This window comes from Streptomyces sp. CC0208, from assembly GCF_003443735.1.
GTDB classification, from domain to species: domain Bacteria; phylum Actinomycetota; class Actinomycetes; order Streptomycetales; family Streptomycetaceae; genus Streptomyces; species Streptomyces sviceus.
The window spans coordinates 131,200-153,505 of record NZ_CP031969.1 but is presented as its reverse complement, the minus strand read 5'-3'; the positions used below and the strand labels follow the sequence as shown (position 1 = coordinate 153,505).

General features: G+C 70.6%; 20 protein-coding genes and 1 pseudogene. 9 read left to right on the top strand and 12 right to left on the bottom strand.

Going from position 1 to position 22,306, the window contains the following annotated elements; genetic code table 11:
• Window positions 1-270 precede the first annotated feature (270 nt).
• The 3 genes from D1369_RS00750 (at window position 271) to D1369_RS00745 (ending at window position 3,425) form a co-directional block, all read left to right on the top strand.
• On the top strand, window positions 271-1,614 hold the full coding sequence (locus D1369_RS00750; RefSeq protein WP_237557713.1) for a hypothetical protein: 1,344 nt from the start codon (window positions 271-273) through the stop codon (window positions 1,612-1,614).
• A gap of 68 nt (window positions 1,615-1,682) precedes the next feature.
• Entirely contained in the window at window positions 1,683-1,973 is a 291-nt protein-coding gene (locus D1369_RS42755) for a hypothetical protein (RefSeq protein WP_007387060.1), read from the top strand.
• 33 nt (window positions 1,974-2,006) lie between these two features.
• Window positions 2,007-3,425, top strand: a complete 1,419-nt coding sequence (locus tag D1369_RS00745; RefSeq protein WP_007387061.1) for a DUF2252 domain-containing protein — start codon at window positions 2,007-2,009, stop codon at window positions 3,423-3,425.
• A gap of 241 nt (window positions 3,426-3,666) precedes the next feature.
• On the opposite strand, the gene D1369_RS43645 is transcribed toward D1369_RS00745, so the two are convergent.
• Window positions 3,667-3,867 carry a hypothetical protein gene (locus D1369_RS43645; RefSeq protein WP_007387063.1) on the bottom strand — a complete coding sequence of 67 codons (201 nt, stop codon included), beginning with the start codon at window positions 3,865-3,867 and terminating at the stop codon, window positions 3,667-3,669.
• Window positions 3,868-4,190: 323 nt separating this feature from the next.
• On the opposite strand from D1369_RS43645, the gene D1369_RS00735 reads away from it, so the two are divergent.
• Complete coding sequence (locus tag D1369_RS00735) at window positions 4,191-4,601, top strand: hypothetical protein (RefSeq protein WP_007387065.1); 411 nt, start codon at window positions 4,191-4,193, stop codon at window positions 4,599-4,601.
• Window positions 4,602-4,687: 86 nt separating this feature from the next.
• On the top strand, window positions 4,688-4,939 hold the full coding sequence (locus D1369_RS00730) for a hypothetical protein (protein WP_237557714.1): 252 nt from the start codon (window positions 4,688-4,690) through the stop codon (window positions 4,937-4,939).
• Window positions 4,940-5,036: 97 nt separating this feature from the next.
• Here D1369_RS00730 and D1369_RS00725 read toward each other — a convergent pair whose 3' ends face one another.
• From D1369_RS00725 to D1369_RS00710, 5 genes and pseudogenes are all read right to left on the bottom strand, one after another.
• On the bottom strand, window positions 5,037-5,915 hold the full coding sequence (locus tag D1369_RS00725; protein ID WP_037902598.1) for a YhjD/YihY/BrkB family envelope integrity protein: 879 nt from the start codon (window positions 5,913-5,915) through the stop codon (window positions 5,037-5,039).
• Between the two features lie 520 nt (window positions 5,916-6,435).
• Complete coding sequence (locus D1369_RS43640; RefSeq protein WP_240436165.1) at window positions 6,436-7,164, bottom strand: DUF4232 domain-containing protein; 729 nt, start codon at window positions 7,162-7,164, stop codon at window positions 6,436-6,438.
• Between the two features lie 175 nt (window positions 7,165-7,339).
• Window positions 7,340-7,529 (bottom strand): annotated as a pseudogene (locus D1369_RS43635) (IS5/IS1182 family transposase); the annotation flags it as partial.
• A 188-nt stretch (window positions 7,530-7,717) separates the two neighbouring features.
• The gene (locus D1369_RS00715) at window positions 7,718-9,298 is read right to left on the bottom strand and encodes a hypothetical protein (RefSeq protein ID WP_118082191.1); all 1,581 of its coding nucleotides are present in this window, start codon (window positions 9,296-9,298) and stop codon (window positions 7,718-7,720) included.
• A gap of 148 nt (window positions 9,299-9,446) precedes the next feature.
• Window positions 9,447-10,817 (bottom strand): Fic family protein, encoded by a 1,371-nt coding sequence (locus tag D1369_RS00710; protein ID WP_037902601.1) that lies wholly within the window; start codon window positions 10,815-10,817, stop codon window positions 9,447-9,449.
• A gap of 218 nt (window positions 10,818-11,035) precedes the next feature.
• Between D1369_RS00710 and D1369_RS44460 the strand changes: the two genes are divergently transcribed.
• Window positions 11,036-11,170, top strand: coding sequence for a hypothetical protein (locus D1369_RS44460; protein WP_272920832.1), 135 nt, complete (start codon window positions 11,036-11,038; stop codon window positions 11,168-11,170).
• A 344-nt stretch (window positions 11,171-11,514) separates the two neighbouring features.
• Here the strand turns inward: D1369_RS44460 and D1369_RS00705 are convergent, their stop codons facing one another.
• The gene (locus tag D1369_RS00705) at window positions 11,515-12,120 is read right to left on the bottom strand and encodes a snapalysin family zinc-dependent metalloprotease (protein ID WP_007387073.1); all 606 of its coding nucleotides are present in this window, start codon (window positions 12,118-12,120) and stop codon (window positions 11,515-11,517) included.
• Between the two features lie 473 nt (window positions 12,121-12,593).
• Here D1369_RS00705 and D1369_RS00700 point away from each other — a divergent pair, with 473 nt between their 5' ends.
• Entirely contained in the window at window positions 12,594-13,025 is a 432-nt protein-coding gene (locus D1369_RS00700; RefSeq protein WP_037904081.1) for a hypothetical protein, read from the top strand.
• 480 nt (window positions 13,026-13,505) lie between these two features.
• Here D1369_RS00700 and D1369_RS00695 read toward each other — a convergent pair whose 3' ends face one another.
• The 3 genes from D1369_RS00695 to D1369_RS00685 form a co-directional block, all read right to left on the bottom strand.
• A complete protein-coding gene (locus D1369_RS00695; protein WP_007387075.1) occupies window positions 13,506-14,282 on the bottom strand; it encodes a polysaccharide deacetylase family protein in 777 nt (258 codons plus the stop codon).
• 571 nt (window positions 14,283-14,853) lie between these two features.
• Window positions 14,854-16,731, bottom strand: a complete 1,878-nt coding sequence (locus D1369_RS00690; protein ID WP_037902603.1) for a serine/threonine-protein kinase — start codon at window positions 16,729-16,731, stop codon at window positions 14,854-14,856.
• The gene (locus tag D1369_RS00685) at window positions 16,728-18,152 is read right to left on the bottom strand and encodes a hypothetical protein (RefSeq protein WP_106433556.1); all 1,425 of its coding nucleotides are present in this window, start codon (window positions 18,150-18,152) and stop codon (window positions 16,728-16,730) included. The genes D1369_RS00690 and D1369_RS00685 overlap by 4 nt, the downstream gene beginning before the upstream one ends.
• 215 nt (window positions 18,153-18,367) lie before the next feature.
• Here D1369_RS00685 and D1369_RS00680 point away from each other — a divergent pair, with 215 nt between their 5' ends.
• Window positions 18,368-20,326: a serine/threonine-protein kinase gene (locus D1369_RS00680; protein ID WP_007387077.1), complete on the top strand. Its 1,959-nt coding sequence runs from the start codon at window positions 18,368-18,370 to the stop codon at window positions 20,324-20,326.
• Window positions 20,327-20,369: 43 nt separating this feature from the next.
• Complete coding sequence (locus D1369_RS00675; RefSeq protein ID WP_106433655.1) at window positions 20,370-21,128, top strand: FHA domain-containing protein; 759 nt, start codon at window positions 20,370-20,372, stop codon at window positions 21,126-21,128.
• Window positions 21,129-21,133: 5 nt separating this feature from the next.
• Here D1369_RS00675 and D1369_RS00670 read toward each other — a convergent pair whose 3' ends face one another.
• Together D1369_RS00670 and D1369_RS00665 are read right to left on the bottom strand one after the other, a co-directional pair.
• On the bottom strand, window positions 21,134-21,568 hold the full coding sequence (locus tag D1369_RS00670) for a hypothetical protein (protein WP_037902605.1): 435 nt from the start codon (window positions 21,566-21,568) through the stop codon (window positions 21,134-21,136).
• On the bottom strand, window positions 21,565-21,864 hold the full coding sequence (locus tag D1369_RS00665) for a hypothetical protein (RefSeq protein ID WP_037902608.1): 300 nt from the start codon (window positions 21,862-21,864) through the stop codon (window positions 21,565-21,567). The genes D1369_RS00670 and D1369_RS00665 overlap by 4 nt, the downstream gene beginning before the upstream one ends.
• Between the last annotated feature and the right edge of the window lie 442 nt (window positions 21,865-22,306).

The window sequence follows — 22,306 nt, the reverse complement described above, 5'->3', positions numbered from 1 at the left end:
GACGACACACCTCTCGGCAGGGATCAGGGACGGGCACTTACCGGGGAACTCGACGACGACCAGATAGACGATGGTGCCCACGTCTTCGAATTCGTCGCTCACGGTGTCACCTCTGGTGCTCGTGGCTGTTTTCCCTCGCGTGGCTGCCACCCTCGGAGCTCCCCTGTCCCACTTGCAGACCGGAGCGTGGCCCTCGCACCTCGGTGCGCCCTTCACCCGCCCGGTTCACCCGGGTGGCGCGCTCCACGGCGGGCATCTGTGCTGGTCACCATGAGTGCTAGCGGTGACGAACAGCTCTCGGCCAAAGAGCGCGGTGAACTGGCCGAACTGCGCCAGCGGGTCCACGCCCTGGAGAGCGCCGGGCCGCCCCGCGCGCCGCGGCACCACCCGTTCCGTTCGCTCGGCTCGGTCGTGCTGATCCTGCTCGCCGCGCTGCTGGCGATGCTGTCCGTAGTCGCGGTGTGGGCGAACAGCATCGTGCAGGACACGGACCGCTACGTGGCGACCGTCGGCCCGCTGGCCAGTGACCCGGATGTGCAGAAGGCGGCCACCAACCGGATCAGCGCCGCCGTACTGGCCCAGATCGACGTGGACGCGCTGGTGCAACAGCTCACGGACGCGGCCTCGGCGAAGGGTGTTCCGCCGCAGGCGGCCAAGCTGCTGGGCAATCTGGACGGCCCGATCGAGAGCGGCCTCAAGCAGCTGGTCAGCGGCACGGTGGAGCGGGTGGTCACCAGCAGTGCCTTCGAGACGGTCTGGGTGAACGGCAACCGCAGGGCGCACGCGGCGCTGGACAAGGCCCTGACCGGCGAGGCGGACGGCACGGTCAAGGTGGAGAACAACCAGGTCGTCGTCGACCTGGGTCCGATCGTCGCCGAGGTCAAGGACCAGCTGGTCGCCGCCGGCTTCACGCCCGCAGCCAAGATCCCGGCCGTCCACACGAACTTCGTGGTGTTCGCGTCGAAGGACATCGGCAAGATCAGGACCTATGTGAGAGTGCTCGAGATCCTCGGCGGCTGGCTGCCCGTCATCGCACTGCTGATCGCGGCCGCGGGGGTGTACGTGGCGTTCAACCGTCGGCACGCGCTGATCGGGGCTGCCCTGGCGGTGTTCGCCGCCATGCTGATCCTCGGCATCGGCCTCACCGTTTTCCGCGACGTCTACCTCAATCATCTGCCGTCCGGCGTCTCCGAGGCCGCCGCGGGATCCGTGTACGACGCCCTGGTCAAGTTCCTGCGGGCCGGTATCCGTGCCCTCGCCGCGGTCGCCCTGTTCACCGCTGTCGGCGCCTTCCTCGCCGGCCCGTCCCGGATCGCCGTCGTCACGCGCACGGGCTGCCGCAGGAGCATCGGCGCGCTGCGCGAGGTGACAACCTCGGCGGGCCTTCGGCTCGGGGCGGTCGGCCGGTTCGTCCATCGCTTCAAGCGCTGGATCGGAGTGGTCATCCTGGTGGTGGCGGCGATCGTCCTGTTCACCTGGACCTACCCCACCACGGCGGTCGTGGTGTGGACGGCGGTGATCACGTTGGCGGCCTTCGCGATCCGCGAGTTCCTGGATCACGACGGTTCCACCCGGTCCTCCGGCGCGGACGCGGGGGCCGCAGCCGCGCACTGACTGGGCTCGTCGGGTGTCCAGCCGCCCCTGACTCGGCTCGCCGGGTGCCTCCTCAGGGGATACGTTGAATGCGGAAGCCCGTGAACCGGCCGTCCCGCAGGCACAAGGACCGCAGGCACAAGGACCGCGAGCACAAGGACCGCGAGCACAAGGACCGCGAGCACAAGGACCGCGAGCACAAGGACCGCGAGCACGGCGAGGACGGAGCACGCTCCGAAGCCGGTGCCCGGTTGCGCTGGTCGCACGCTCCGAGAACGGTGCCCGGTTGCGCCGGCCGCGGTTCCGGCCACCACACGGCACGCGGTCGGCGGGCACTTCGGAGCGGGCATCCCACAACTGACTGCCCGTCGTCCCCGTAGGCGCGGAGGCGGCCATCCCCGGGAGCCGCTGTCATGACAGAGAACCACCTGGACGGCCGCGAGTTGCGGCACCGCACCCCGCAGGAGCGGGCCGCGCTGGGCAAGGCGGCGCGGGCCGCCGTCCCACGCTCCAGCCACGCCGAGTTCGCTCCGGGGCCCAAACGACCGGACCCGCTGGAGATCATCGGGGAGCAGTCGGCGACGCGGCTGCCCGAGCTCGTACCGGTCCGCTACGGGCGGATGTCCGAGTCACCGTTCCGGTTCTACCGTGGAGCAGCCGCCATCATGGCGTCGGATCTCGCGGAGACGCCGAGGACGGGTTTCAGGACCCAACTGTGCGGCGACGCGCACATGTTGAACTTCCGGCTGCTGGCCTCACCCGAGCGTCGCCTCATGTTCGACATCAACGACTTCGACGAGACGCTGCCGGGCCCCTGGGAGTGGGACGTCAAACGCCTGGCCGCCAGTTTCGTCATCGCCGGCCGGGCGAACGGCTTCAGCACCAAGGAGCGGGCCGCGATCGTACGGGCCACCGTGCGCTCCTACCGCGAGAACATGCGCGCCTTCGCCGGAATGGGCAACCTGGCCGTCTGGTACGCCCAGTTCGACGAGAAGTGGGTGGAGGAGCGGTTCGGTGAGGACGTCTCCGCGCGGGGCCGTGACCGCTGGACGCAGGCCCTGGCCAAGGCGCGTTCGCACGACACCCTCCAGGTCTTCGACAAACTCACGGTCGTCGTCGACGGCAAGCGCCGTATCACCCCTGATCCGCCGCTCATCACCCGCCTCGAGGACCTGCTGCCGGACGAGCGGCGCGGCCAGCTCGAGCAGCAGATAACCCGGTTGATCGAGCGTTACGGCAAGACCCTGCAATCGGACCGGCGGTTCCTGCTGGACCAGTACCGGGTGGCCGACATGGCGCGCAAGGTCGTCGGGGTCGGCAGTGTCGGCACGCGCTGCTGGATCGTGCTCCTGCTGGGGCGGGACGACGAGGACCCCCTGTTCCTCCAGGCGAAGGAGGCCGACGAGTCGGTGCTGGCAGCGCACGTCGGGCCCACCGCGTACCCGACCCAGGGCGAGAGGGTCGTGTCCGGGCAGCGGCTGATGCAGGCCACCAGCGACATCTTCCTGGGCTGGGAACGGGTCGAAGGGCTCGACGGCCGACGCCGCGACTTCTACGTACGGCAGCTGCGGGACTGGAAGTGGGTCGCCGTGGCCGAGGACATGGTGCCGCGGGGCATGCGTACGTTCGGCGCTCTGTGCGGGGTGACCCTGGCCCGCGCTCACGCCAGGTCCGGCGACCGCATCGCCATCGCCGCGTACCTGGGCGGCGGCGACTCCTTCGACCGGGCGCTGGTCACGTTCGCCGAGCGCTACGCCGACCAGAACGAACGGGATCACCAGGCGCTCGTCGACGCCATCAGCGCGGGAAGGCTGCCGACGGAGGCCGCCTGACGAGGCACAGACAGCACCCGGAGGGTCTTCTCCTTGGCCTGCTGGAACTCGGCCTCGTTGATGTCGCCCTCGGCGCGGATCGCCGAAAGCTCGGCAGCTGATGCCGCTGCCCTTGCCACGGGCCAGGACGTAGACGAACACACCGAGGAACGGCAGGACGACCTGCCACCACGCGGGCGCTGCCGACGACGGGGGCGATGGCGACAAGGGTGCCCTGGATCTTCTCCAGGGGTACGCCGATTTAGTCGGCGGCGCCGACGTTGAGCAGGTACGAGGTGTCCGCCTCGCCGGGCACGTACGGCACCGTCGGGCCTGTTCGTTTTCTCGCCCCGTCCTCCAGGTCCTCTTGCGACCATGGCTTGCTCCGGGTCCTGACCGACTGCCCATCACCGCTGGCCACGGATTGCCCGTCCAGCCCCACCCGGCGCGGGTGAGTGGGCATCGGTGCGACCTGTCCGCCCGGAGAGGGGCCTCCGCTACCTGTGCGCCACTGTGGGCAGTCGGCGCCCACTGCCGACACACGCGAGGGCCACCGCCGGTTCCGGAGGGCGGTGGGGTGAGCGTGCGGCGGCGGAGATCAGCGCAGGGAAGCCACCGAAGGCGATGCCCGTGATCCAGGCACCCGTGAACCCGCGGCCGTCCACCACCAGCGAACCGACCTCCCGAACCTCACCCGTCACGGGTGATCACCGGCGCCGGATCACTCCGCATGCTCGCAGGTGAGGCGCTGAGTGCTGCCTCTCGCCGGGAAGTGAGGAATCGACCATGGCCACCACCACGACGCACCGCCACTCGGGAACCGCCGAGGCGACTGCCGGCGGCCTGACAGTGTTCGCCGCTGTCCTGCTGTTCATCGCCGGTGTCCTGGACCTGTTCCGGGGCATCATGGCCATCGCCAACGACGACGTGTTCGTGAACACCCCCAACTACGTCTTCAAGTTCGACCTGACCAGCTGGGGTTGGATCCAGCTGGTCCTCGGAGTGATCGCCATGAGCGTGAGCGCGGGTCTCTTCACGCGCGCCACCTGGGCCCGGGTCGTCGGGGTCGGCATCGCGGGACTGGCGATCATCGCCAACTTCCTGTCGATCCCGTACTACCCCGTCTGGTCACTCACCCTGATCGCGATGTACGCCTTCGTCATCTGGGGCCTGTGCGTCGTGCGGCGGGAACGCTGAGCGAAGTACTGGTCGCCGCGGTGCTCTCTGGGCAGTCTGCGCGGTGGTCCCGTCTTCCCCGCTCTGTTCCTGGGCGGGTGGCCGGTGTGCTGCCGGCACAGCCGCCCGGCCTGGGGCTGGTCCCGGCGGGGGCGGTCGGGATGGCGGTCTCGGTGGCCGCGGCCCTGCGGCTGCCCGAGAGCAGCGTCGTCCTGGTCGTGCTCCTCCTGGGCTACGTGGACACGGTGGCGCTGGTGGTGCCGGCCACGCTCGTGTCCTTCGTACTCGTCCAGCGGCTGCCGCAGGGCCGGGGCGTCCCTGCGAGCGGTGAGCAACCGACCGATCGGACGACTCACTGAAGCCCGTTCCGGCCGGGTGACCTCGCGATGCCCACGTGCCGACCTGACCGTCGGCCGTACCGCACGTCCTGACCGCACTCCTCAAAAGTGCAGGTCATCACGGTGGTGAGCTGTCGTGTGGAGTACCGTCCGTCGGCGTGTCGCCTGGCGGCGGGCCCGGCGGTTCAGGTGTGCCCAGATGGCGGACGGCCCAGGGTTCGCGGGCGATGACCGCGCCGGCCGTGAGGCACAGGGTCGTGACCACGCAGAGCGTGATGAGCCAGGACAACAGCGTGAAGACGGCACCCAAAGAGCCGTACTTCGCCAGGCTGTGGTTGAGGGCCCGGGGAACGTACAGCGACGCGGTGGAGGTGAGGACGGCCAGGGCCGTCCCGGCCAGCAGCGCACCCGGCAGCAGCGGTCGCCAGGGCACGCGCGCGACCAGCAGCAGATGCTGCGTCCACCACCAGATGCCGACCTCCGCGATCAGCAGCAGGGGTACGCCGAGCCACAGCCCGAGGCCGAAGCCGGTGCGCAGGCTCCCCTGTACGGCGAACATGGCCAGCCAGGTCGCGAGCCAGGCGATCCAGCGCCAGGCGGCCACCCGCGCACTCGCCTTGGGCAGGCTCCACGCGCGCTGGCACAACCGTTGCATGGCGCGGCTGCACGCGGTGGCCGAAAGGAGCACCATCAGCCCGCCGACGACGCCGGTGGTCTGCCGCAGCTCGTCGGACGGGTCATCCGTGCCCTTGAGAACCTTGTTCAGCTCGGCGTTCGCGCTTCCGGTCAGTCCGAAGGCCTCGTGCAAGGACGTGACGAACTGGTCACGCAGCCACTGCGGGGCGATGGAGGCCACCACGAACAGCAGCGGCACGGCCGTGAGGAACGTCTGGGCAGCCAGCCGGGTCGCGGAGTCGAACACGTTCACCGAGATCAGGTGCGACAGCAGATGCGTGATCACGGGGAACCGGTTCTCGGCCCGGTTGCGCAGCTCCAACAGCCGGGACCGTGTCGAGGCCGCACGCTCCCGCAGAGCTGTCCGGCGTGACGGACGGTCCGGACGCTTTCCTCCGGTCCCTGTCCCTGGCTGCATGCTGCCAGGGTGCCGCCACTGCGACCGCGCGGCCCGGGCAGGTGTACGACACAGGGCCGGATGGGCCAACAAACTCGCGCGAAAAGGTGCGGGGGACGATGTGATTACGGGGCCGGGTGAGCCTCCTGCACGAATTGGCCTCGCCCCCGACGATAGGCACCATGCTGCGCGTGATCCGCGACGCAAAGCGAAAGCCGACCACCACGCTGGGAGCAGGATGGACTGTGCCGGCCGAGGCGATGGTGCGTGCGCTGGGGGAGGGGCAGACCTCCCGGCCGGGTGGGCCGGGTGGCACTGTGCCGCAGACTCTGGAAGCCGCCTCTGCTTTCGTTCACGCTTCGGCGACACTGGTGCGGTGGTTCACTTCCGGTGCGGTGACCCCGCGTGTCCTGATGGCGTTGACGTCCTGTGCGCGGGGAATCGGTCAAGAGGGCCTGACCGCCGATACGGCGGTGACGGTCACGGTGTCGTCGCACTCGGCGAACTGCCCGTCGTCCAGAGCCACCTGGTGCGCCCCCGACCCCGGCAGCCGGACGACCATCGTGGGATACACCACGGGCGCCGAACCGGACACGCAGTACCCGTCGCCCTCTCCCTGCACCTGCACGAACGTCAGCTTCACCCACGCCTTGCCGCCGGGGGCCACCTTCACCGATGCCGCGGCTCCGGTCGGCTTGACGGTGAGCGGCACGTTCATCTCGGGAGAGCCGTTTCCGGCGCCGGCCACCGTGGGGTGCCCCTTGAGGACGCATGTCCGTGCGGACACGTTGGTGAACTCGACGACGGCCGCCCCGGTCCCCGTACCGTCCGGCCGCTCGGCGGCCTGACGGGCGGTCGCCTTCAGACTGCCCGCGGAACAGGTCGCCGCCGGACCGCCCGGAGCGGGTGCGGAAGACGCAGGTGCGGAGGCGGCGGGCGTGGAGGACGCGGGCCGGGAGGCGGAGGGCGTCGAGGGGCCGGAGGGGGTGAAGGAACCGGAGGCGGAGCTACCGGCCTTCGGGGCGGCGGGCGTGGAGGAGGAGGCCGGTGAGCCGGCGGCCTCGGACGGGGTGACGCCGCCGTCCCCGGTGTCCGCACCGCCCCCGCCGGGCTGACATCCCGCCACCGCCAGCGCCACCGAAGCCACAACGACCGCCAGCGCCGAACCGCGCATTCCGTTCACGTACCGCATGCTGTCCCCCGAGTCCCAGTTGTCCGGAGAACGGCGCCTCGCCGCCCCCGTCGAACCAGACAGCACCGTGGAGCCGGCAGTTCTTCGGCACTCCGACCTGTGACCCACCGGTGACGAAATCCGGCCACAACTGCCGTGGAACGCCCCGGACGGGCCCACGTTCCCAGCGGATCCGTAGGCGGCGGAAGCCTTGCAGCCAGGAGGTCGGGCATGGTCCGCTCGACGACCCGGCGGAAGGTGGCCAGGGCGGGACCGTGCGCGTGTCGGCGTTCGGCCATCGCGGGCCGGATGCCGCGCCGGCGCAGGAGTTGGCGGTACTTGTCGTGGTCGTAGCCGCGGTCGGCGAAGCCTCGGCGCTCCAGAGCGCGCGGTGCCGGGAGGGGCTGTTACCCACCTTCGGGTGACGGGGTCCGACTTCTGGGTCGGGATGCACAGGACGAGAGCGGTAGCAACAAGCCCTCGCCAGGCCCCGGGTGGGCGTCGCGGCCGACGACCCTCGTCGGCCGCGACGCCTTGTCACGCGGGGGTGGCGGCGTCAGCTGCCGCTCTGCCGCCGTGTCCTCCGCGCTGTCACGAACACCAGCGTGCCGCCCGCCACCAGGAGGACGGCGGTACCCGCCCGCAGCAGAACTCCGTCCGTTCCCGTGGCGGCGAGCCCGCCGCCGACCGTCGTCCCGCTCCCGGTTCCCGCCCCGGAGCCCGACGGACTCACGGTAGCCGTGGCTGACGGGGAAGCGGGGGTGCTGGGCGATGGGCTGGACGTCGCCGAGCCGGTGGCCTTCACCGCGATCACCGCGGTGTCGTTCGCCGCGTTCTCGTCATGGTTGGGGTAGTCGGGGTTCTCCACCGCCTTCACGCTGCCCCGCGCGTCAGGGACGACTCGGTCGATCCGCACCGTGAACTCCTGGGTCACGGAGTCGCCCGGCCCGAAGTCAGTGCTGCCGATGTCGCAGGTGTAGCTCTTCTCGCCGGCCTTGCGCGGTGTGCAGTTCCACAGCGGCCCGGGGTCGCCCTGCTCGCCGGGGTCGGGGGCGCCGGTGATCGTGGTGCCTGCGGGCGGGGTCACCACGAAGGTGCCGGAGTTGTCGGCGTCCGTCCACCGGAAGCCCATCCGGCCCGGCCCGTTGTTCCGCACGCCCACGGTGATGCTCACCGTCTCGCCGACCTTGCCCTCGACCGTGTCGCCGAGCGCCTGGTAGTCGGCGTGCTGGGTGGTGGCGAAGGTGCCGTACCCGGAGCCGGTGAAGCCGGGGCCGGAGGCGACGGACTTCAGGCCGAGCGGCGCGCCGGTGCCCGTCTTGGGAAAGGCGGACGGATCGAAGGAGTCGGGCACGGTGCCGCCGACCGGCCACACGACGTAGGAGTTGTAGCCGTACATCGTGTCCGTGGCAGCGGTGTAGCGCAGCGGCGCGTCGGTCTCGTAGGCCGCGCCGGGCGCGACTGGGGTGTCGAACCGGCACCAGGCGCCGACGTCGGGCTGGCCCGCGTAGTGGCAGTTGGAGTGTTCACGGGCGAGCGAGACGCCTTCTGAGTCCTGCACCAGCAGCATGACGCCCTTGTCGGCGGGGGCTGCGCCGGTGTTGGCGAAGGCGGGGGTGCGCTCGAAGACGGCGCCGGGCGCGATGTCATCCAGCGCCGGGTAGGGGCGGCTGACGAGCTTCGGTCCGCCGACCAGGACGTCCGTCTTCCCGGTCACGGTGGGCGCGTCGGATGCGGTGGCGGTGTAGGTGATGGCACCGGTGTCGCCCGCCTTGGCGGCCGCGGTGGGCTTCAAAAGGAACGGGTCGATCGACTCGCCGCCCGACAGCGGGCCCACGTCACATCGCACCTTGAGGGTGCCGGTGCTCACGCAGTCCCCCGTGACCACCATCGTCGCCTTCCCGGCGAGGGACGAGGCGTCGACCGCGACCGAGACGTCATGGGCATCCCCGCCCGAGGCGGTGATGCCGAGGCCGAGGTTCGGGCCCTCGCCCTCCGTGGGGAGGTAGTAGTTCTCCTGGGCATCCAGGAGAAGCGTCGTTCCGGCGGCGTGCGCGGCCGGGGTTGCAACCGCCAGGGCGGCAGTCGCGACAGCGGCGGCCGCCGCTGTCCGCCAGGTTCTACGTATCGTCAGCACACTGTGGGGACACGTCAGAAGACCGAAAGGTTGCGCCCAAGCGGCCGTCGTCTGACGGACAGGTTCCGCTCTGGGAAGGTTCACTTCAGCACGGCGGGGGACGGTAGTTGCCGCCAGATGGTCTCGCCGGCGCCTCCATGCCCGACCGTCAGGAGTCGGGGGAGGCGGTGTTGCGTCGGGTCTCCGCGAGGTGGATGTCGATGTACCGGGTGAGGATCAGCGCGTCCTGCGGCTCGTCGGCCTGGAAGGTGACGCGACGCAGCAGGTTGACCCCGTCGAGGGCGACGCCCTCCCGGGCGAGGACGAAGACGAGGGCGAGGAAGGCGCATCGGGCGTTGCCGTCGTCGAACGGGTGGAAGAAGCACACGTCGAGATAGGCGCGTGCGGCCCGGGCAGTGAGGGGAAGGGACTGCTCAGTAGGGCGCGCGCTTTCGGCCAGGCAGGCGTCGAGGCGGGCTCGTGTGTCCGGGCCGATGCCGTAGCGTTCCCGGCCCCCCTTGGCGAAGGCCGGCAGGTCGCGGAACGGCGGCGGCTGCGGTGTGCCAAGGACATGCTGCTGCCAGCGCTGGAGCAGTTCGAAGTCGAGGCAGGCGCCGCGCGCCGCATCGGCCCGGAGCAGCCGCAGTGCGGTAAGCAGGCCCCGTGCGCGGGCGGGATCCAAGGCGCCGTCGAAGGTGCGTATGTCCTGCGCCGCGCCGTCGCGCGACGGCGCCACCGGTTCGTCCCCTCCGCCGTCCGGAGCCTCGTGCCATGGCACGGTCTCGCGCACCGCCAGCCAGCGCTCGAGGTGGTCCGGCGCGGGCCCAGCGGCTCGTGTTCCCTCGTCCGCCCGCAGCGACAGCGCGAGCCGCTCCGCGACGTCATCGACCAGCACGTTGTCGGGGGCGGTCCAGCTCGCGAACCGCCCGCCGACCGCCTCGTCGACCAGCTCCTGCGCTAGGTCGGGCGTGATGCCCCAGCGGCTGAGGAACCAGGTGAGCACCTGACGGCAGTGTCCGTGCCAACCGCTGCCGCAGCCGGTGCGGTCGGTCACCTGGAGGATCAGGTTTCGGGCGGCACGCTCCCACAGGATCCGCTGGTCCTCGACCTCGGTCAGGTCCAACGGGTACGCGTCGAACCACTCGGCGAGACTCTCCAGCCATTCGCGCCACTCGCGCAGTGCCGCGACGACACGGCCGAGTGTCTCTTGCGGTGTGGTGATGGAGTCCTGCGCGCAGCACCAGTTCCCGACGGGTCCTCCGTCGAAGTCGCCCTCGTCGTGCGACCAGCGCCAGCCCAGGGTCCAGCGGCCGTAGTGCTCGGCGAGTGCGTGCGACATGGCGTCGGCCCAGGGCCGTCCCTCGTCCCAGCTCCAGGCATGCGACGCCGGGTTGCCGCTAGAGGTGTCGGGGCGGCTCGGCACGCTCTGGGCGGGCCCGAGCGACCGCACCACCTGCGGCGCCGACGCGCTGTCGAAGGAATGACGGGCGGGATCTACATCGTCCCAGGTCAGAAAACGGGGGGCCAGCTCGACAATCACCGCCCAAGCCTGCCACGTCGACCGCACTGTTGTTCAAGTGAATTACCGCCGCCGGGGGGTCGGAGCTACATGCGGGAGGCGTGGTTCGTGACCCCTGTGGTGCTCGAAGCGTCAGCTGGCCGATACGGTAAGTGGACAGGTGGGCAGCTACGTCGCAGGAGCCGCGATCGGCGGTTGGGACTGGACCTGAGCACCTGCTGACGAGAAAGGGCTATCCCGTGGACCGCCTCGACTTGGCCGCCGATGGTGGCGGCGGTTTCTGGCCCACCGGCGTCATCATGATCATCGTGGTCATCGCCATCAGCGGATCGGTCTGGATGTGGCGAGAGCGCAAGCTCAAGAAGGACAAGTAGAAACCGTCACCTGACTCACGTGAGCCGGATCCGGAGAGGCAAGGTCACGCCCCCGGGGGGGGGCCTTCCAACTCTTGCTGACAGCGCCAGCGCCTCCGGACAACACGCCAGTCAGGGCACCAACCGCGCACACCTTTCCGGCCGAGGAACCGTCGACGCGCGCAGTCACCGCTTCCCCCGGAGTAGCCGCCGGCCGCTCCGCCCGCCGCCGGGACAGGGAAGGGTCCCGCAACGCCTCACCGGAGGTGCGCATGAACCCACCACCGTTGGCCCAGGACTGTTCACTACGGCCCGGAGATCTCGACGAGATCCCCGGGACGCACGTCCGCTTGATGGGCGTGTGGTCAGGGCGCGTCGATGAGCATCCGGCCGTCAGCGGGCGCGAGCGCGGCGATTCCGCTTGCGTATGCCGACTGTACGCGGGAGCGCTCGGTGGCGTTCGGTGTGGCGTTGGTGCAGGCCGTGCCGGCGCTCGACCCCGACATCAGCTGTGAGCAGGGCCCGGGCTTGGTGTCCGGCAGGCCGAGGCTGTGCCCCAGCTCGTGAGCGGCGATCCGGGTCTTGTTGTAACCCTGGTCCACGGCCTGGCTGCCGAGCTCGACGCGGACCTGACGGCCCGGACGAACGGGGCCGAGCGTGGCCTGCGGCCAGCCCGTGGTGGCGACGATCACGATCTCGGCCACGGTGCCGGACGCCGCTTCCACCAGATGGACGTTGCTCACGTTCGCGTTCCACGAGGCGACTCCGGCCGCGATCGCGGCCTCCCAGCCTGCGGCACGGGAGTCGTCGTAGCGAAGGGTCACCGCTGCCGCCTGCGCGGCGGACGATTCACCCGCGGGAGCGGGAGCGGGAGCGGGGGCGGGGGCGGGAGCGGCGGTTGCGGCGCCCGCCATGGCGAGGACGAGCGCTGTGGCGGAAGTGCCTGCCTTGAGCCAAGTGCCGAGGGGCATTGCTGCTCCTTCATCCGTGGGGGGAATCCGGCCCCGGCGGGGCCGGGTACGCGAAGGAGCGGCATGGGGTGTCCGGTGGGGGCCGGACGCACCGTCGACCGCCCCTCCGGGGCGTTGCGATGGTATGCCCTGCCATCACTGTTCGCCATGTACCTGCCATGATGAATTTCCGTCAGAGTCCAGTTCTCAGTGGAAGTTGTCCGGCCGGTCTCCGAACGCCACCCGCTGTGCCTGCGGGAACCGCCAGTCGGGGCTGCCGCGTACGCGGAACCGTCCCGTCGTCCCTGGCGTGCAGGAGCCCGGACGCCGGCCGCTGAAAGGGCAGTTGGTATTTCTCGCAGCCACGGACCCGTTCACTCCGTGTCCGGGTTCCGTAACCGATGGCGGTGGCCTACAACGCTGGTCGGGTGACGACGGTCAATCCCTTCGAGGTCGACAAGCTGTTGGAGCTGTCGACGAAACGGGGGATCCACATGAACATCATTCAGCGTGCCGCAGCGGTCGGAGCGGTCACAGCCGCCGTGGTCGGCGTCATGGGGACCGTCGCACCGCAGGCGGGTGCGGCGACACCCCTGGCGAAGTACAACGGTGTCTGCGGGGCGGGCTACACGGTGGTCGACTCGGCACCGGTCGGTACGGCGGGCACGGTCTACCTGACGTACAACCCGTCCACGGGACAGGACTGCGTGGTCACCGTGCGTGCCCGTTCCGGCGCCGCCGTGTCCATGCTTGCAGCGCTCACGGACGCTCAAGATGTAGACCCCGAGTTCGATGACGGTCTCTACAGGACCTACGCCGGTCCCGTGTACATCGGCCACCCGGGGCACTGCGTGAGCTACTGGGGACGGATCTCCGGCCAGAGCGGCGGAGCGAACAACGTGCACTGCGCACCACTGACGGACTGACCGACTGAGCGGTCAGCGGGGCCGTGCGTGCCTCGAGGGTGAGCCGTCTGAAGGCGGCGTTCTTCCCGGCCTTCCCGGCGACCCGGACCAGTCCGTGGTGCCCGCACTCAGGGTCGGGGTCGGGGTCGGTCGCTCCGTCCTCGTCGCCGATGCCGAACTGGTGGTACGGCACCGGGACACTGACGCTGTCGCGTGCGGCCTCGTCGCTCTTCTCGGTCCACGTCCTCGCTTTCACCGACGAGAGCGCGCCAATCTGGTCTCGGTCTCGGTCTCGGTCTGGGGCTGGGCCTGGGTCTTGGCCGCCCGGCGCGGCCAACCCGGTGATCGTCACCGTGTGCCGCGCCGCCCGCGGCAGACGGCTGACGGCTGACCACGCCGCGCAGAAGGAGGCGAACAAGCTCGTGGCCCGTGAAGGCGCCGCGAACGAGCGCGGCTTGGCCGAGGTGAAGAACGGGCGCCGGACGCTTCGCGCGTCGTCTGTCACTTGTAGATCTTGCCGGGCTCGGCCTTGGCCGGAGCGAGCAGCTGGGAGACGGTCACGAAGGTGTAGCCCTGCTTGCTGAGCGCCTTCAGGATGGAAGGCATGGCCGGCACGGTGCCTTTGTGCAGCGGGTGGAGCAGGATGATCCCGTCGCGGTCGGCGCCTGCGAGCACGCGCTTGGTGATCAGCGCGGTATCGTCCGTCTCGTAGTCCTTCGCGGTCACCGTCCACAGCACCTGCGCCATCCCCAGTTCTTTCGAGACCTTGGAGACGCGGTCGTCGGTGCGGCCCTGGGGCGGGCGCATCAGCGTCGGCTCACTGCCGGTGATGCTGGAGATGGCCCGTGCCGTGCGATGCAGCTCGTCGCGGATCTGAGCGTCAGAGACATCGGTCAGCACCGCGTGCGTCCAGGTGTGGTCCCCGATCTCGTGGCCGTCCGTGGCGATCCGCCGCACCACCTCCGGGAACTTGTGGATGCGCCGGCCCTCGAGGAAGAACGTCGACGGCGCCTTGTACTCCTTCAGGAGGTCCATCAGGCGGTCGGTGGGTTCGCCCGGGTTGCCGTCGAAGGTGAGCGCGATGCACTTGACCTTCCGGCAGTCCACCTGCCCCGACGGTACGACCGCTCCGGACGCGGCCCGGTCACGTTCCTCGCGCGGGGAGAGCGTTTCCAACTTGTTCGCCTGAATGGCCATGGCGACGGTCACCGTCACGGCCGCCACCACGGCAAGGGTCAGGAGTATGAGTAGGCGAGGCCGTCTCTTCAGGATCTTCACCCCAAGGAGAAGATTTTTGCTCCGGAAGGGTTGCCCAGCGGCCTCGATAGTGAGGCAGAACACGTGTGTGCAGCGTGTATCGAGTGCGCTGCAGCGCCACCTCGGCTGCGATCCGCTTCGGCGCCTCTCCGACGTGTTCGGCCGCCGAAGGTGGCACTGGTATGCCTCCCGCCCGCGCACCGACGGTGGCAAGGCCCTGCCACGCGCCGTGCAACGGCCCGCCGCTGCGGCCGCCGTCTGGCGGGCCCCTTCGGCTTCCGCATTCGCGAGTCAGTCGCGCAGCTGAGCGGCCCGGTCCGCCGGCACGACCGCCGGGCGCCATCCTCCGGACAGGGCGGGAGGACGCTGGCCCTGACCAGTACAGGACGAACACCGAGACGACGGCTACGACGGTGGAGTCCTCCTCCAACGGCGTCGCGGTCCTCGCGGCAGCCCGGCACGGACGGTACGTATTCGTCGGGCTCCGGCGGGTTCCGGGGAGCAACCTCGAGCGGGCGGGGGCCGGTTGGAAGAGTCCCGGCCCCCGTCTGCCGTCGAGCGGCATCGATGGCGCCGGTGATCGCGCGGGTAGTCAGTACGCCGACTTCAGCGTTCCTCCGGCGAGTTTCTTCCCGTCCCCCCGGCCCACGCCGCACAGCACCCACCGGAACCCGGCGTCCCACTCCTCGTCCGAGGAGTACCAGCCCCACATCTCGTGTCCCTGGCCACGGGCCCAGTTGACGCCGTATTTCTCGTCGCAGAGGTCTCCCGCGTCGACACTGTCCGCCGAGCCGGCGCCCGAGGCCCGGGTCCAGCCCACCATCTGCTGGTCGTGCGGTCCGCCGCAGTTCACCAGAGTCTTGGTGTACGTGTCGTCCTTGTTTTTCCGCGTGTCGATGCAGTCACCCGGGCCCAGCTGCGTGACGTACACCTCGTTGCCGAACTTGCGGAAGTTGCCGAGCGGGCCGCCTGCGGTGGCGTTCTTCACGAAGAGCAGGCAGGCCGAGGGCGGCGGTTCGCTCTGCCCGGCCCCGGGCGCGAGGACGTACAGCACCGGGTCGGCCATCGTCGTCCGCAGCTTGGCCGTGCGCCGGGAGCACTCGTCGCGCGCCGCCCGCGCGCCGTCGGCTGTGACGGTCGTGATGACCTGGCCGTCGGGATTGTCGTCGTAGCAGTCGACGAGCTTCACCTTGGGCAGCCCCTTGAACTTCCCCTCCTTCCAGTCGGCGTCGACGCACTGTCCCGGTGTGAGTTCCTCGCGCAGCCCCGCCTGCCGGCCGTACGGGTACGCGTTTCGGGTCACGGTCGGGGAAGGGCTCGCGGCCACCTTCGTGCCGACCGCCGGCCTCTTCACCCCGACCCTCTCCGCCGGGTACGTGGCGGCGCCGAGCGCGAATCCGCCGGTCCCCACCAGCACGGCAACGAGCGTCAGCAGCACGGACGTTCGCCGGCCGGGCATCCGACCAGCGGCGCCCGAGGCGCTCCCCGACACGCTCCCGGAGCTGGTCGCGGCGGCGGAATCAGCGGCGGAATCGGCCCTCTCCCCGGCGGTTCCGGCAAGCACGGGCAGCGGCGTACGAGGGATCCCGGTTCCCCCGGTTCCCCCCGTTCCCCCGGTTCCCCCGGCCTCCGCGAGTAGCTCACGCGCTCGCTGCACCCGCATACGCTCCGCCGGATCCTTGGCCAGCAGTCCCATGATCACGCGGCTCAGCGGGTCGCTCGCCCGCTGCGGTACGGCGGGTTCCGCGGTCAGCGCCGCCATGAGGGAGGCGTCGAGCGTGTCCCGCTCGAAGGGGGAGGCGCCTTCGACGGCGAAGTAGAGAGTGGCACCGATCGAGAACAGGTCGGTCGCTTCCGTCGCTTCGCCGCCGGACAGTCGTTCCGGCGCCAGGTAGCCCGGGGTGCCCACCACCATGCCGCTCCGGGTGACCCGCGTCTCCCGGGGCCACAGCGAGATGCCGTAGTCCGTGAGCAGGACCCGTCGATCGGCGGCACCGGACGGGTCTGGCGCCAACAGGACGTTGGAGGGTTTCACGTCCCGGTGGATGATGCCGAGCCGGTGCCCGGCGGACAGCGCGTCGAGGGTGGCCGCCCCGATCGCGGCCACCTCCTCGCTCGGCAGGGGCCCGCGGTCCTCCACCACGGCCCTCAGATCCCGGGTGCCGGGCAGGTACTCCATCACGATCCACGGGCGCTCGTCGTCCTCCACCACGTCGTACACCGTGATCACGTTCGGGTGCTCGCGCAGCTGCGCCGCCTTCAGCGCCTCCCTGCGCCCGCGGTGGAGGGGGTCGTCGCCGGGTCCGTCCGACTCGTACGGAACGGCGATCTCCTTGATCGCGACCCGGACCTGGAGGTGCTCGTCCTCGGCCAGCCACACGTGTCCGCCACCGCCGGAACCCAGCCGCTCCTGGAGCCGGTACCGCCCGGCGACGACCCCGCCGAAGCCACGGTCCGCGCCGCCGCTCACCGGACGACCAGCGGGCGGAAGGCGGACCGCACATCGGACGTGGACGGATCGACGTACATCGAGACCGTGCTCTCCGCGGTGAAGATGGTCGGGGGGCAGCTCGTACCGCTGATCTGGATCTCGCGGTGGGCGACCAGCCTGCCGGTGCGCAGCTCGTAGACCTTCACCGGGATCTTGATCCTGTGGAAGCTCACGTACCCGACGGCGCCGGACGACTCGCTCCGGTAGGGGCAGGTCTCGACGGAATCCCCGAAGGTGTCCTCGCCCATGCAGACCACCAGCACCGCGTCGGCGGCATCGTCCGCCTTCCAGGAGCGGGGGAACTGCTTCGGGTAGCCGGACGCGCTGCCGGCCTCGTCGGAGGCGTAGAACAGCGCGGGGTTGGTGCCCTTGCCCATGGGCTTGGCGCCGCTGTACTTCGCCGGGTTGGTGCAGTACTCGGGTTGTGTGCCGCTCTCTCCGGAGAGCAGGTTGCTGACGTTCGCCAACTCGATGCTCAGGGTGGCCCTCCTGGCTCCCTTCCGGGCCCGGTCCGCGAGGCCGCTGCCGGGATACCGGTCGAGCAGCCGCTCGTAGTACGTGCGCGCCTCCTCCCAACTTTCGTCCGCCAGGAGGTCGTCACCGCATCCGACGAGTGCCGCGGGCGCGGTCAGCGCGGCCGTGTCGGCGGCCCGGTCCAGTACGTCGTGGCTCCGCCCTCGGTCGCGGAGCCAGTCGGTGACGGCGGCGGTGTCGCAGGGGTCCTTGGCGGGCAGCCTGCCGAGGAACCCGTTCAAGGTCGCTTCGACCGTCTTCCCGTTGCCGTCCTCGGCCAGTACGGAAGCGAGGGTGCCGAAGCCGTCCGCCAGGGCCTCGGTGTCCCCGGTCAGCGCCGTGCTCAGCTCTGCCCCGGCCGTCCGCAGCCGGTAGCACGCCGCTACGGCCTCGTCACCGCGGGCGGTGAGCGGAGCGTCGGCGAGGCGGTGTCCGAACCACACGCTGTCCTGGGCGGTCAACACCCGTGCGCAGTCGCCGCTTTCGCGTGCCTCGGTCACGCTCCGGCCGATCCTGAACGCGTCGAAGCGCATCAGCCCCACCGCCAGCAGCACCGGCAGCGTGATGCCAAGCGCGACCAGGCGCTGTCTGCGCACGGTGCTTCGGCCGCCGCCTCTGCGCGCCAGGAACCACCCGTGGGCGACCACCGCCGCCCACCACACGAGCACGGCCACCTCGTACGACGGCGAGGCGGTCGTGACGAGTCCGGAGACGAGCCCGGCGGCACCGGCCACGGCAGCGAGGGCGAGCCCGCGCCGCCGCAGCATCAGATAACCGACACCGAGCAGCGAGGCGTTGCCCAGGGCGACGGCCGTGGAGTCGCAAGTCCCGGCCTCGTCGGGCGCGGAACTTGGCGTGGTGGGCAGGGCGTATGTCGGGTCGCTCATTCTGATCTCCCCCGGTCTCGGTCACGAACAGGTCCGGTGCCCGCATGGTGCGGCTTCGTTCCCGGGAGGGGTCCCGGGACGGACCGTGAACCGGCGTGCTGTGGGGGTTGTGGGCGGGTCCGCGCGAAGTCCCGTGAAAGAGATCACCGCCAGGTACGCGCTGAGTACAATCCGTCGTCTGGCAGGACCATTGGCGGTGGGCGAGGGGCGGGGCGGTGCTGGTGACGCCGGAGGCCGGGGACAAGATCGCCGACCGGTACCTCTTGCAGGAGTCCATCGGCAGAGGCGGGATGGGCGTCGTCTGGCTGGCCTGGGACGAGCGGCTCGAACGGCGGGTCGCGGTCAAGTGCGCACGCCTGGACGACGATCGGGCCGCGCGACGGCTCATGGGCGAGGCGCGCAACGCCGGGCGGCTGCACCACCCGAACATCGTGGGCGTGTTCGACTTCGTCGACGAGGGCGCCACCTGCTGGATCATCATGGAGTACGTCCCCGCCCGCAGCCTCGCACAGATCCTGACGGAGAGCGGTCCGCTCACGCCCGAGGCAGCCGGGTCGATCGGCTGCCAGATCGCGGCCGCGCTGGCGAAGTCCCACCATGAGGGTGTGGTGCACGGCGATGTGACACCGGAGAACATCCTCGTCACCGACGAAGGCGTGGCGAGGCTGACCGACTTCGGCATCTCGCGGGCTCTGTGGAGCGACGTCACCCACAGCGGGACGGGCAGTGTGGGCGGCAAACCCCGGTATCTGGCCCCCGAGTTGGCCAAGGGGCTGCCCGCGGGGGAGAAGTCCGACGTGTTCTCCCTCGGCGCTTCCCTGTTCATGGCGGTCGAGGGCCGGTCGCCGTACGGCGAGGTCGAACACCCCGCGGCCTACCTGGCCCGGGCCGTCGAGGGACATATCGAGCCCGCACACCGGGCCGGCCCGCTGGAGGGGCCGCTCACCGCCCTGCTGGAGGTGGAGCCCCGGCGCCGGCCCGACGCCGCCAGGGCGCAGAGGCTGCTGACGCACGCCGCACCACCGCCCCCGCACATAGCGGAGCAGTTGCACGACAGCCGTAGGCGGGACCTCACGTCCCCCACACTCGTGCTGCGGCGAGTCATGCGCCGCGCACAGGGCTCCACGCCCCTCGTGTCGCAGCGGCTACAGCCCCTACGCCGACGCCGTTTGGCGATCACTGCGGTGGCGTTGGCCGCGGCGGGCACGACCACGGCCGGACTGCTCCTCTTCGGCCCGTGGGCGGCCTCCAAGGACGAGGGGGACCAGGGCAGCCGTACGGGCGCGAGTGACGCGAAACCCTCGGCCACGGCACCGGCCGGGGCCATCGGCGACGAGCGTACGGCGGACCCCTGCGGTCTGCTCGACGCCGCCTCGCTGAGCCGCTTCGGCGGCACCGTACTCGACCCGTACTACGGGGAGTTCGACCGCTGTGACGTCCTGGTGCGCAACAGCAGCGGTGACGACAACGCGGACGTCCAGGTCAACCTCGACTCGGACCGGGACGACTTCGACGACATCCAGTCCACCCACCTCACCGCCGGACTCACGATCGTGACCCTCAAACGGGACGGCAGGGTCTGCGAACGGGCCGTCCTGACCGCCGACGGCAAGCAGGTCCGCGTCATCGGGAAGCAACTGGGCGAAGTGGCGCCCGACCCGTGCCAGATGGCCGACGCCGCCACCGACCACGTGGTCGGTGTGCTGGCCTACGGCCCGGTGCCCAGGCGTTCGTCCTTGCCGGCCTCGAATTCCCTGGCCCGGCTGGACACCTGCACCCTGCTCGACGCCACCGCGCTCAAACGGCTTCCCGGCGTCGACGCGGACAACCGGGACCGCGGCTTCGGTTCCTGGAGTTGCGACTGGTCCAGCGACGACGGCAAGCGCGAGGTCGAGATCCAGTTCAGCCAGGACAACTCGCTGGACTCCGACGACGGAACGGCGGTGGACGTCGCCGGGACGCGGAGCTATTACGTGGCGGACGAGGCCGAGGACGACAGCTGCACCGTACGGACACCGCACCGTACGTACACGGACTCCGTCGGCGGCCGCACGACCGAACTGGTCCAGCTGACCGTGTACGCGCCGCAGCCGGACCGGCAACTGTGCGACAACGCGACGGAGTTCGCCGCCGACGTCGTGCGGAACATCGCGAAGCGACTGGCGGAGACGTGACATGACGGAGCCGATGTCTCACGACAGCACAGGTGCCAGGCGGTTGCCCGCCACCCATGGGAGCCTCGCGCGGGGCGCGTCCGCACCGCTGCCCGGCACCGTCTTCGCGCTCGCGCTGACCGGCGGTATGACGTTGGGGCCGGGGGAGGGCCGCGAGGTCCTGTTCGGCCGCAACCGTCCCGAGGTGCATGTCTGCCTCGGGGAGGACGACCCGCAGGTCAGTCGACACCAGGGCACCCTCACACACCGGAACGGCCGCTGGTGGGTGAGCAACTCCGGGCGGCTGCCGATCCGATGTGCCGGGGGCCGGCTGCTGTTCCGGGACGAGGAGCCACTGCCGCTCGACACCGGCTACACCCCGCTGTTCGTCGGCGGTTCGCGCGGCCGCGAGCATCTGCTGGAGGTCTTCGTCACCGGTCCCGAGGGCGACCGGCCGCCACCCCGGCACGAGGATGTCACCCGCCCGCCCCGGGTGTGGGCGCTCACCGAACAGGAGAAGCTCGCCCTCGTCGTCCTCGGCCGGCGCTACCTGCTGCACGAACCCCGGCCACAGCCGCTGACCTGGCGGCAGACCGCCGCCGAACTCGCCGACGCGCAGCCGCACGCGGGCTGGACGGACAAGCGCGTCGAGCACCTGGTCAACGGCGTGCGCACCCGGCTGTCCCGCGACGGGGTGCCCTGGCTGACCCGCGAGGAGCTCGGCGAGCCGGTGGGCAACGCGCTCAACGACCACCTGATCCGGGCCCTGCTGGCGTCGACCACGCTCGTACCGATGGACCTGGCTCTGATCGACGCCGCCTGACGCCGTCACCTCGGCCGCCGACGAAAGTACGTGTTGCCTCGACGGCCGTAGAGCAGGGCTACGCCTGTGCCGGCCAGGAACACCGCCATGATGTCCAACATGGCGTACTCCCGCCCGTACGGATACTCCGGCGCCGTGAAGCCCCGCGCCCGGGCCCCCAGGACGACGCAGAGCCAGACCGCGGCGGCCGTGACGGCGACCCTGGCCTTCCACCGGCTGCGACGGATGCGTACGGCGAACACGAGGTAGACGGTGAGTATCTGAGTGTCCGGCTGTATGCCGGCCGGGTCACCGCCCCCGACGACGGACATCCAGAGCACCGTGGCCGCGATCAGCAGCCAGAACGCCATGGTGATCACGCGGGGTCTGCGGGCGTCCCCCTCCCTCTCCTCCTCGGGCAGGGATTCCGCCGCGCCCTGGTCGTTCGGCGAGCCGGTCACGGGTGTACCTCCGCGGTACGCCGGTGGGCCGCCCGCGCGCCGATAGCGGCTCCGAGCACCAGCCCCAGCACCACGACGGTCGTGCCGACGAGCCATGGCTGCCCGTCCGTGGCCGTGTGCCCGGAGACCGCGACGACCGGTCCTGCACCCGATACGGAGGTGAGGTCGGCCGGCGTGAGGATCACGTAGTCCGAACCGAGCAGGTCGTTGTGATGGCGGGAGCTGTCCAGGTCACCCGCGTAGGTCCTGCCATGGGAGGCGAAGAGCGCCGTGACCTTACCGGATGTGTGTGCCACGTACAGCGTGATCAGCTCCAGCGACTCGCTCTGACTCCTGACCGGAACGCCGGGCGGACAGCAGTGGGGACAGCAATGCGGTCGCCGTGCTGCGAGAGGCGAAGTTCGCCATCCGGTCCGCACTCGTCCCGCCCTCATCGCCCAACCAGTCGTTCTTCACGTGGGTCGAGTCGACGTACGCCTGGAACAACTCCTCCCGCGACGTCTGCGGCGCCGCCGCGCCACACGCCGACAGTGGTACGGCGACCAGGGCTACGACGGCCGACGGCCGGGAACGCCCCCGCGCGTGCTCCCACCATGCACTTCCCCTTTCACGAGTCTGACGCAATGCCTACCGGTACAGCGTCGGGAGGGGTCCCGGAACGGCCCCCGGAAGCATGGAGTGCGGGGGTGCGGGGGTGCGGGGGTGCGGGTGCGGGCCGGGAACTCCACCGTCCCGCCG

Coding starts and splice junctions, on each gene's coding strand:
- D1369_RS00700 (WP_037904081.1), top strand. CDS start 12,594: ATGAACATCATTCAGCGTGCCGCAGCGGTCGGAGCGGTCACAGCCGCC.
- D1369_RS00735 (WP_007387065.1), top strand. CDS start 4,191: ATGGCCACCACCACGACGCACCGCCACTCGGGAACCGCCGAGGCGACT.
- D1369_RS43645 (WP_007387063.1), bottom strand. CDS start 3,867: ATGCCCACTCACCCGCGCCGGGTGGGGCTGGACGGGCAATCCGTGGCC.
- D1369_RS00705 (WP_007387073.1), bottom strand. CDS start 12,120: ATGCCCCTCGGCACTTGGCTCAAGGCAGGCACTTCCGCCACAGCGCTC.
- D1369_RS00685 (WP_106433556.1), bottom strand. CDS start 18,152: ATGAGCGACCCGACATACGCCCTGCCCACCACGCCAAGTTCCGCGCCC.
- D1369_RS42755 (WP_007387060.1), top strand. CDS start 1,683: ATGCGGAAGCCCGTGAACCGGCCGTCCCGCAGGCACAAGGACCGCAGG.
- D1369_RS00750 (WP_237557713.1), top strand. CDS start 271: ATGAGTGCTAGCGGTGACGAACAGCTCTCGGCCAAAGAGCGCGGTGAA.
- D1369_RS43640 (WP_240436165.1), bottom strand. CDS start 7,164: ATGCGCGGTTCGGCGCTGGCGGTCGTTGTGGCTTCGGTGGCGCTGGCG.
- D1369_RS00745 (WP_007387061.1), top strand. CDS start 2,007: ATGACAGAGAACCACCTGGACGGCCGCGAGTTGCGGCACCGCACCCCG.